General features: G+C 54.6%; 13 protein-coding genes and 1 pseudogene. All 14 read left to right on the top strand.

What is annotated here, in order from left to right:
- Positions 1-223: pseudogene (locus tag AB8818_RS22780) on the top strand (Clp protease ClpP); the annotation flags it as partial.
- Between the two features lie 82 nt (positions 224-305).
- Positions 306-632, top strand: a complete 327-nt coding sequence (locus AB8818_RS22775) for a DUF2190 family protein (RefSeq protein ID WP_048965324.1) — start codon at positions 306-308, stop codon at positions 630-632.
- A 25-nt stretch (positions 633-657) separates the two neighbouring features.
- Positions 658-900: a DNA breaking-rejoining protein gene (locus tag AB8818_RS22770; RefSeq protein WP_230852446.1), complete on the top strand. Its 243-nt coding sequence runs from the start codon at positions 658-660 to the stop codon at positions 898-900.
- A 9-nt stretch (positions 901-909) separates the two neighbouring features.
- A complete protein-coding gene (locus tag AB8818_RS22765; protein ID WP_371200032.1) occupies positions 910-1,488 on the top strand; it encodes a phage tail protein in 579 nt (192 codons plus the stop codon).
- Positions 1,485-1,886 (top strand): phage minor tail U family protein, encoded by a 402-nt coding sequence (locus tag AB8818_RS22760; protein WP_331395787.1) that lies wholly within the window; start codon positions 1,485-1,487, stop codon positions 1,884-1,886. The genes AB8818_RS22765 and AB8818_RS22760 overlap by 4 nt, the downstream gene beginning before the upstream one ends.
- A 9-nt stretch (positions 1,887-1,895) precedes the next feature.
- Positions 1,896-2,639, top strand: coding sequence for a phage tail protein (locus tag AB8818_RS22755; RefSeq protein ID WP_193055722.1), 744 nt, complete (start codon positions 1,896-1,898; stop codon positions 2,637-2,639).
- Positions 2,640-2,649: 10 nt separating this feature from the next.
- Entirely contained in the window at positions 2,650-3,081 is a 432-nt protein-coding gene (gene gpG, locus AB8818_RS22750; RefSeq protein ID WP_275018502.1) for a phage tail assembly chaperone G, read from the top strand.
- Positions 3,082-3,131: 50 nt separating this feature from the next.
- The gene (locus AB8818_RS22745) at positions 3,132-3,404 is read left to right on the top strand and encodes a phage tail assembly protein T (protein WP_371200031.1); all 273 of its coding nucleotides are present in this window, start codon (positions 3,132-3,134) and stop codon (positions 3,402-3,404) included.
- Entirely contained in the window at positions 3,388-6,528 is a 3,141-nt protein-coding gene (locus AB8818_RS22740) for a phage tail tape measure protein (RefSeq protein ID WP_371200030.1), read from the top strand. The genes AB8818_RS22745 and AB8818_RS22740 overlap by 17 nt, the downstream gene beginning before the upstream one ends.
- A gap of 3 nt (positions 6,529-6,531) precedes the next feature.
- Positions 6,532-6,879: a phage tail protein gene (locus tag AB8818_RS22735; protein ID WP_275018500.1), complete on the top strand. Its 348-nt coding sequence runs from the start codon at positions 6,532-6,534 to the stop codon at positions 6,877-6,879.
- Positions 6,876-7,631, top strand: coding sequence for a phage minor tail protein L (locus AB8818_RS22730; RefSeq protein ID WP_087822378.1), 756 nt, complete (start codon positions 6,876-6,878; stop codon positions 7,629-7,631). Before AB8818_RS22735 ends, AB8818_RS22730 begins: the two co-directional genes overlap by 4 nt.
- A 1-nt stretch (position 7,632) precedes the next feature.
- Complete coding sequence (locus AB8818_RS22725) at positions 7,633-8,349, top strand: C40 family peptidase (protein WP_087822379.1); 717 nt, start codon at positions 7,633-7,635, stop codon at positions 8,347-8,349.
- Between the two features lie 83 nt (positions 8,350-8,432).
- Positions 8,433-8,762, top strand: a complete 330-nt coding sequence (gene yecR / locus AB8818_RS22720; RefSeq protein WP_225828840.1) for a YecR family lipoprotein — start codon at positions 8,433-8,435, stop codon at positions 8,760-8,762.
- 43 nt (positions 8,763-8,805) lie between these two features.
- Entirely contained in the window at positions 8,806-9,405 is a 600-nt protein-coding gene (locus tag AB8818_RS22715) for a tail assembly protein (protein WP_039261986.1), read from the top strand.
- Positions 9,406-9,410: the final 5 nt, after the last annotated feature.

Here is a 9,410-nt window from a genome sequence, read left to right as displayed (position 1 = left end):
TATTGCCGAACCACGCCTGGATGAAGCTGATGCGAAAGCCTGGTATCTGGCTGCCGCGAAGGGCACCGACACTATTGAGGTCGCTTATCTCAATGGCGTCGACACGCCGTACATCGATCAGCAGGAAGGCTTCACCACTGATGGTATCGCCACGAAAGTGCGTATTGATGCCGGTGTTGCACCGCTGGACTATCGCGGCATGACCAAATCCTCTGGTCAGTAAAAAACAGTCCTGACAAACAGACGCCCGTAAGGGCTTTTTTTATACCTGGAACCAGCCCCGCAAGGGGCTGAATGGAGAAATTATGGCTAAGAACTATGCGCAGGACGGAAAAACGATCCCTCTGGTAAACGGTGGTGCAACCGATGTTCACAGCGGCGACCCGGTTGTTGTTGGAAAACTGGTCGCGGTGGCAATTACCGATATTCCGGCTGGCGATACCGGGGACGGTTTTACTGAGGGTGTATTCCTCCTGCCAAAAGTATCCGCAGATGCGGTTACTGCCGGGGCGCAGGTGTATATCAAGGACGGCAAAATCACGATCGAAGAAACGGACGCCGTTGCCGCGGGCATCGCCTGGGAAGATGCAGGGGCAAGCACCACCGTTGTTGAAGTTAAGATCAATGCCTAACCCCTTTGACCGGATGGCGGCGCGCATGGACGCGGCCACCATAAAAAAGATGGGAAAGACAGCGATCATCAATGGCAGCAGCTATGACGTTGTTCCCGCCGAGCAGCTCGAGGAAATGGGGCCATTGTCGGGAACGGGTACTTCGCTGGTGGTTTTCTCTGAGCTTTACCAGCCACGCCGAAACGACAGTGTCGACTACGACGGTAAGAATCTGACCGTTACCCGCTATGACATGTTCAACGGGAAACCCCGCATCCATCTCGAATGAGGAGGCGCTATGACTGTGAAAGGACTGGAAAGGGCTATTCAGAACCTGAACAGCCTCAGCCGGTTAATCGTTCCTGAGGCAACCGCGAAAGCACTTAACCGGGTGGCCAGCAGAACGATAAGCCAGGGGAGCAAAGCTGTAGCGAAAGAGGCAAAGGTGGATGATAACCGGAAAAAGGGGCTTCCGGTACGTCTGGTCCGGCAGCGTTCCCGTCTGCGTAAGGCCCGCCACGATCGCCCGGTCGCGTCGATAAAAATCAACCGCGGTAATCTTCCCGCGATAAAGCTCGGCACGGCGCGCGTCCTGCTCTCGCGTAAAAAAGGAGCCAGAAACGGAGCGGGCAGCGTCCTCAAAATCGGGCCCTATACCTTTCGTAACGCTTTTATCCAACAGCTTTCTAACGGGCGTTGGCAGGTCATGCGACGCGTAGGTCAGGCCCGTTATCCGATTGATGTGGTCAAAGTTCCTCTTGAGACACCACTCACCGTGGCATTTACCGCTATTTCAAAGCGCCTCATTGAACGCGATATGCCCAAAGAACTTTCCGCAGCCCTGAAAAACCAACTGAGGATCCACCTGAAGCGATGAACAGACACAGCGCAATTCGTGCAGCCATTCTTGCAAAACTGAAAGCCGATATCACCGACACCGTCATCTGGTTTGACGGGCGCCCTGTTTTTTTAGAAGAGCAGGATCTCCCTGCAGTGGCTGTTTATCTTTCTGACGCGGAGTACACCGGCGATTCGCTTGATGAAGATTCGTGGCAGGCGGTTGTTCACATCGAGGTATTTCTTAAAGCCTCCAGCCCCGACAGCGCGCTTGATTCCTGGATGGAAGAGAAAGTGTATCCGGCAATGGCCTTCATCCCGGGTCTGAACGAACTGGTCGAGACGTTCACCCCGCAGGGTTATGACTATCAGAGGGATGACGAAATGGCCACCTGGGGTTCAGTCGATTTCACGTACTTAATCACCTATTCAATTTAAGAGGTACTTATGCCTACTCCTAACCCGCTGGCACCCGTAAAAGGCGCCGGTACCACACTCTGGCTTTACACCGGAACGGGTAACGCTTTCGCTAACCCACTCTCGGATATCGACTGGAACCGTCTGGCGAAAATTAAAGAGCTGACGCCGGGTGAAATGACCGCCGAATCGTATGACGACACTTACCTCGACGATGAGGATGCCGACTGGAACGCCACCGCCCAGGGGGCAAAATCTGCTGGCGATACCTCGTTCACCCTCGCCTGGAAACCGGGCGAAGAAGGGCAAAAAGACCTGGTCGCATGGTTTATTGATGGCTCAGTGCGCTATTACAAAATCAAATACCCGAACGGTACCGTCGACGTTTTCCGCGGCTGGTGCAGCAGCCTGGGTAAAGCCATTCCGGCAAAAGAGGTCATTACCCGTACAGCGAAAATCACCAATACTGGCAAGCCGGAGCTGGCTGAAGAAAGCGGGACCCCGAATATCCCCGTGACCGGCGTTACGCTCGATAAAGCCACGGCAAGCGTGGCCGTCGGCGCAACCACAACGCTTAATGTGACGGTTAACCCTGCCAGCGCGTCAGATACCTCGTTCCGGGTGGCAACCTCTGACGGGGCAAAAGCAACGGTCACCGTTAGCGGCAACGCGATCACCGTCACCGGCGTGGCGGCGGGCACCGCTGACATTATTGTTATGACCAGTGACGGTAATTTCGTTGCGGTCTGCAAAGTCACCGTAACAGCAGCGTAAGGAAGGCCGCATGTTTCTGAAAAAAGAGAAGTTCACCTGGCAAAAAGAATCGCTGACCATCTTCGAACTGTCGGCGCTTCAGCGTATTGAGTTCCTTACGTTTATGGCCGCAGAGGAAAAGACCGTCAGCGCTGAGAGCGACGGCATCAGCGATCAGGAAATGACGGCCAGGCTGATTGGCTCAAATATTCGCTGCGGTGCGCGGGTGATCGCAATGTCTTTGTGGCATAACGATCCGGCTGGCACTGATGTGGAAACGTTATATCAGCAGGTCCTGAATGGCTGGCCGCCAGAGGCGATCGGTAAAGCCGAAATGGAGATAAAGCTGCTCTCCGGCATGCTCGTTCCGGTTGAGGATGACAATCCTGCCGATCCGGATGTCTCCGCGGAGGCCGAGAGCGCAGAACCCGTTACGGCGGAAAAGCCCTTGCCAGCGAGCTGACGTTTGTCCTGAATCTGGCGCGCGAGTTCGGGCGACCCGACTGGCGCGCCATGCTGGCTGGAATGACTTCCAGTGAGCTGGGCGACTGGCACCAGTTCTATCTGGAGCATTATTTTCAGGACGCGCAGCTCGATGCACATTTCTCAGAGCTGCTTTATTCCATCTCCACTCTTTTCTTCCGCGACCCGGAACTTACCCCCGCACATTTCAGCCTGCTTTCTCCTTCCGGAGTCGCCATCAGCGATGATGAGCCGGATGATGATGCGCTGATGACCGCAGCTGAGGGGATCACAGGAGGTATCCGATATGGCCCAGCAAATTAGCGACCTGGTCATCAACCTTGATGTCGACAGCGCCACGTTTAGCGAGCAGGTTGCCCGCATAAAGGGCCAGCTAACCGGGATGGCTGAGGACTCAGAAAAAGTCCAGACGCGAATGCAGCGTGCTTCCGAGCGGCAGGCGGCTGCGTTTAAAACCGTGGGCGACGCTGGCGCGGCGGCTGCCGCAGAAATGAAATCCCGCCAGTCGGCCGCAACGGCAGGGCTGACCAAAGATTGGCAAAACGTTTCAAAGTCCGTTGATGAAACTCACCGCCGCGTTACCGAGCTAAATCAGCGCATGCGTGAGAATGACGGGCAGGCCGCAGCGCTTGCCCGTCGACAGGATGAACTGGCGGCATCATTTTTCCGCCAGATTGACGGCGTTCGCCAGCTCAATCGTGAAACACAGTCGCTTGCGAACGTACAGGCGCGCTTTCGCGCAGCCAGGGCACAGGGCAACATCACCCAGCAGGATTATCTCGCCCTTATTTCCCGCACCACTGCCCGGCAAAAAGAACTGCAGATCGTGCAGGAAAAATCGGCCGCCGCGCGTACGCGATTCCTCAGCCAGCTGAAGCAACAGGTTGCAGAGCAAAAGCTCTCCGGTACCGAGCTGCTGCGCATGAAGGCGGCGCAGGTTGGTGCCAGCGATGCGGCTGAGGTTTATATCCGCAAGCTCGAAGCTGCCAAAGTCGCCACGCACGGTCTGGGGCTACAAAGTGCTGCCGCACGTCAGGAACTGGGAATACTGATCGGTGAGGTCATGCGCGGTAACTTCGGCGCGCTGCGGGGATCGGGGATCACACTGGCTAACCGGGCAGGGTGGATTGACCAGCTGCTGTCGCTGCGCGGGCTTGGGATCGCCGGCCTGGTTGGTGGGATTGCCGCGGCGGTATTCGGGCTGGGTAAGGCCTGGTATGACGGCAGCAAAGAGTCTGAGGAATTTAACAGGCAGCTGATCCTGACCGGGAACTACGCGGGGAAAACGTCAGGGCAGCTTCAGGCGCTGGCGCGCTCGCTGGCCGGTAATGGCATCACGCAGCATGCCGCTGCAGGCGTGCTGGCGCAGGTCGTTGGAAGCGGCGCGTTCAGCGGTAATGACGTCAGCATGGTCAGCAACGTTGTCGCCAGGCTGCAGCAGGCTACCGGGCAGGCCGTTGACGAAACCATAAATCAGTTTAAACGCCTGAGGGATGATCCGGTTAACGCGGTCGCGACGCTCAACGATTCCCTTCATTTCCTGACAGCCACCCAGTATGAGCAGATAGCTTCTGCTCAGGCGCTGGGGGATTCGCAGAAAGCTGCCGAGCTGGCCATGCGGGCATATTCCGACGCGGTCATTCAGCGCGCCGGGGCGGTCGAGGATAATCTTGGCTCCCTCGAAAAAGCCTGGAACTGGGTGAAGAATGCCGCATCCGGCGCATGGGATGCGATGCTGGGCATAGGGCGTAATCCTGACACCGCGATGAAGCGCCAGGATTCTTTTGCTGAATGGCAGGCAGCAGAGAAAGAGTACCGCGCGCTGTCCAGCAATCTTAAGGTCGACCCGGATTATGCCGGTAACAACGTTCTGCAGAAAGCTGATGCGGAAAGGTTGAGAAATGCGCGCCAGCAGGTGGAGCTGAAAAAGCAGGCTTACGATCTTGCCGATCAGCAATACGCTCAGGAAGGGCTGGCAGCCGCGCGGGAAAAAATGCGGACGGACCAGCAGGCTCAGGCAATCCGCAGCCAGCAGCAGTTTAATCAGCTGGTGGAGTCCGGCGCGACGGCGGCAGAAAAGCGGGCTTCAGCAGAGAAAAAGCTCAGTCAGCTTATTGAGAAAAACCGCCAGGATGCGAAAGACGGCGTAGCCACGCTGTGGACTGAAAAAGACATTGCCGCGGCCCGCGCCGGGATTGAAAAGCAGTTTAAGGACGTCAAAACGCCGAAAGGCAAAAGCTACTCAACGCCCGCCGGAGACAAGGCCGAGGAAAAGGCCCAGGCCGAACTCCTCACCCTTCAGGCCCAGCTTAAAACGCTCGAGCAGCATACCAGCGTAAACGACGTCATAAGCAAACAGCGTCAGGACCTCTGGCAAACTGAAAATCAGTTCACCGTTCTGCAGGAGGCTGCTGGTCGTCGTCAGCTTACGGCGCAGGAAAAATCCCTGCTGGCGCACAAGGAAGAAACGCTCGAGTACAAGCGGCAGCTGGCCGACCTGGGCGATAAGGTTGCCAGTCAGCAAAAGCTCAACCAGCTGGCCGATCAGGCCGTGAAGTTTGAGCAGCAGCAAAAAGCCGCCAGGGCGGGCCTGCAGGCTCAGTCTGAGGGGGTATCCACCCGCGAGGCCGGACGACAATCCACCCTGCAGCGTCTCACCGAGAGCTATTCCTACAATCCTCAGGCACAGCAAAAGGTTCTCGAAGAGCAAAGGGCAACGTTTGAGGCAGAAGATGCCCTGCGCGCAAACTGGCTGGCCGGTGCTAAGCAGGGCTGGGCTGAATATCAGGATTCAGCGACAAACGTTTTCAGCTCCGTTCAGCAGATTTCGCAGGCCACATTCACCGGGCTGGCGGGCCAGCTCACCAGCCTTGTGACAACCGGCAAAGCCAGCTTCAGGGACTTCACCACCTCGATCCTCAAAATGATAGTAAACGTTATTAACCAGCTTCTGGTGGCTTACGCAATCCAGAGTGCAATGGGCTGGGTGAGTGGCGGTACCGATACGGCCTCTGCAGGCCAGTCATTCGCGGTACCGTCTTTCCGGCCCACGGGCTACGACGTGGGTGGTTACACAGGGCACGGCGGTAAGTATGAGCCTGCAGGTGTTGTCCACCGGGGAGAGTTCGTCTTCACCAAAGAGTCGACCAGCCGTATTGGTGTGGCAAACCTTTATCGCCTGATGCGCGGTTATGCAACGGGCGGACTGGTTGGTGGTGGTAATGCCGCTGCTGCTGGTATGGGTGGCGTTAGTGTTTATGCCCCTATTTCAGTTACAACCGGGCAAGCCGGCGATCAGACGCAGCAACAAAATAGTGGTGCACTCGCTCAGGCCTACCAGAAAGTGGTCGATCGCTCTGTGCGGGAGGGGATAGCCCGTGAAATACGGCCTGGTGGGATTATCTGGAATGCTAATAAACAGAGGTAACTGATGGCCTTAGAGCATTTTGCATGGAAGATTCAGGCAGCAAGCCAGCCCACTCTGAGCAGCAAAGATACAGTCAGAACGGCGCAGTTCGGTGATGGGTACAAGCAGGTAAGTGGTTCTGGCCTGAACGATGAAGTTCTAAATTATGCCTTTTCTTTTACTGGCGATCCGGTAATAGCCAGAGAGATTCATTCATTTCTGCGGAGGCATAAAACAAAGTCTTTCACATTCACTCCACCTGGTGGTGATTTAGCCCTCTGGCGTGTTGAGGCTGACAGCCTTCAGCGAGTCACCCTGAATAAAAAAGTGGAAACCGTAACCGCAACGTTTGAACAGGCATTTGCACCATGAGCCTTAATGCTGATTATCAAAAACTCGAGCCGGGCAATGAAGTCCGGCTTTTTTCTGTCGATGGTACGGCCTTCGGCATGTCAGATGTGCTTTTCTTCCATGCGCATAATATCGCGCATACACCAGAAGAGATTGATGCTGCTGGTGGGGATGAAAGCAAACTGCCTGCGAAATCCATCTGGTGGCAGGGGCAGGAATATAAAGCGTGGCCCTGCCAGATTGAGGGGATTGAGGTTTCCACCAGTGGGAGCAGCGCGCAGCCTAAATTATCGGTTGCTAACCTCGACAGCTCTATAACTGCGCTCTGTCTTGCCTATGATGACCTGCTGCAGGCGAAGGTCACGATCCATGATACGTTGGCCAGCTACCTTGATGCCCGAAATTTTCCAGGCGGGAACCCCACTGCAGACCCTACGCAGGAAAAGGTGAAAGTATTTTACATCGATGCCAAAAGCGCAGAGACAAACGAGGCCGTGGAATTCACACTTTCAAGTCCGATGGACCTGCAGGGACTGATGATTCCGACGCGTCAGCTGCATTCGCTCTGTACCTGGTGCATCCGGAACAAGTATCGCACCGGCGACGGCTGCGACTATGCCGGGACCAACTATTTCGACAAAAACAATAACCCGGTCAGCGATCCGTCCCTGGATGAATGCAGCGGCACTCTGACGGCCTGTAAGCTCCGGCATGGAGACGGCAACGAACTGCCGTTCGGTGGGTTCCCTGGGACGTCTTTGATCAGGAGCTGATATGCGTCAGAAAACCATCGATGCGATTATGGCTCATGCTGCAGCTGAGTATCCTCGCGAGTGTTGCGGCGTGGTGGCGCAGAAAAGCCGTGTTGAACGTTATTTCCCGTGCCGTAATCTTGCAGCGGCGCCAGAGGACAATTTTGTCCTTTGTCCGGAAGATTACGCATCAGCTGAAGACTGGGGAACTGTGATCGCCATCGTTCACAGTCACCCTGATGCCACGACGCAACCAAGCGAACTGGATAAAGCGCAATGCGATGCAACGCTTTTACCCTGGCACATCGTGAGCTGGCCGGAGGGGGATTTACGTACCATCCAGCCGCGCGGAGAGCTGCCGCTGCTGGAGCGTCCGTTTGTGCTTGGACACTATGACTGCTGGGGGCTGGTCATGAGTTATTTCAGGCAAACGCATGGTATTGAGCTCAACGACTATCGGGTGGACTATCCCTGGTGGGAAAACAATTATCCGGACAACTTCTATCAGGATTGCTGGTACGAGTGCGGTTTCAGAGAGTTCGACGGCCCGCCGAGGCCAGGCGATATGGTGATCATGCAGGTCCAGGCCGATAAGTGGAATCACGCGGGAATTTTGCTGGAGGGCAATATGCTGTTGCATCACCTGTACGGACACATAAGCCAGCGTGTGCCGTACGGCGGCTACTGGCAGGAACGAACAGTTAAGTTATTGCGCTATAAAGATTTATTTGTATATTAAATTATGTCATCAAAAAATAATTCTTATATTGCAGCCAGATTGAATGGTGTTAAGATATTTCCGATTGTAATTAAGGGAAATAAATGATGAAGAAAATAGTCCTGATAGTTTTAACTACCATGATTTTATCTGGTTGCGCGGTTCGAAAGGAAATGGTCCCTATGGGGGGAAGCAAGGCCGATGGTACTGTGAGAATGGGTTATACAGTCGGTCAATTTGAAAAGCCTGTTGTTGACCTTAATCAAGCCGCATCTTTAGCCGCCCAAAAATGTAAAACCTGGGGATATGAAGGTGCAGAACCTTTTGGCGGACAAACTAGCCAGTGTGGACAGATGGATGGTTTTGGGAGTTGTATTATGTCCAACGTATCTGTCGAATATCAGTGTACCGGCGGTAAAGCTGCACAAAATTGATATTTAAACCGCTTCGGCGGTTTTTTTTATGTGTGGAAATTGTATGAAAGAGGTTATGAGTCGAATTGAACTTGGCGGAGTTCTTGGTAAAACGTTTGGAAAAGTTCACCATCGCCTGATTTCACGTGTGAGCGAGGCCGGTGTCGCACTCGCGAAGACCATTCCTGGATTTGAGAAGTTTATGATTTCCAGCCAGCGTCGCGGGCTCACATACTCTGTGTTTAAGGGTAAAAGAAACATTGGTGAGGATGATCTTGGCTTTCCGGTTACCGGTGACGTTATCCGTATTGTTCCAGTTATTATAGGCAGTAAAAAAGCAGGGATATTACAAACAATCCTTGGTGCAGTGCTGGTTGTTGTCGGGGTGGCTGTTGGCTATTTTTCAGCAGGTACGTTATCTGCAGCCGGGTATGGTGTCGCACAATTTGGTGCGGCGATGATGGTCGGCGGGGTTGTGCAAATGCTTTCTCCTCAGCCAACGGGATTGGCCAGCAAACAAAGCTCGGATAATCGCGCCTCATACGCATTCGGTGGAGTGACAAACACTGCAGCTCAGGGCTACCCGGTACCGCTACTTTATGGTCGCCGGCGAATCGGCGGAGCGATTATTTCAGCCGGAATTTATGTCGAAGATCAGCAGTAGATAAC

This window comes from Enterobacter sp. KB-280D8 (genome assembly GCF_041399405.1).
GTDB lineage: Bacteria > Pseudomonadota > Gammaproteobacteria > Enterobacterales > Enterobacteriaceae > Enterobacter > Enterobacter cloacae_N.
This window is presented reverse-complemented; position numbering and strand designations above follow the sequence as displayed.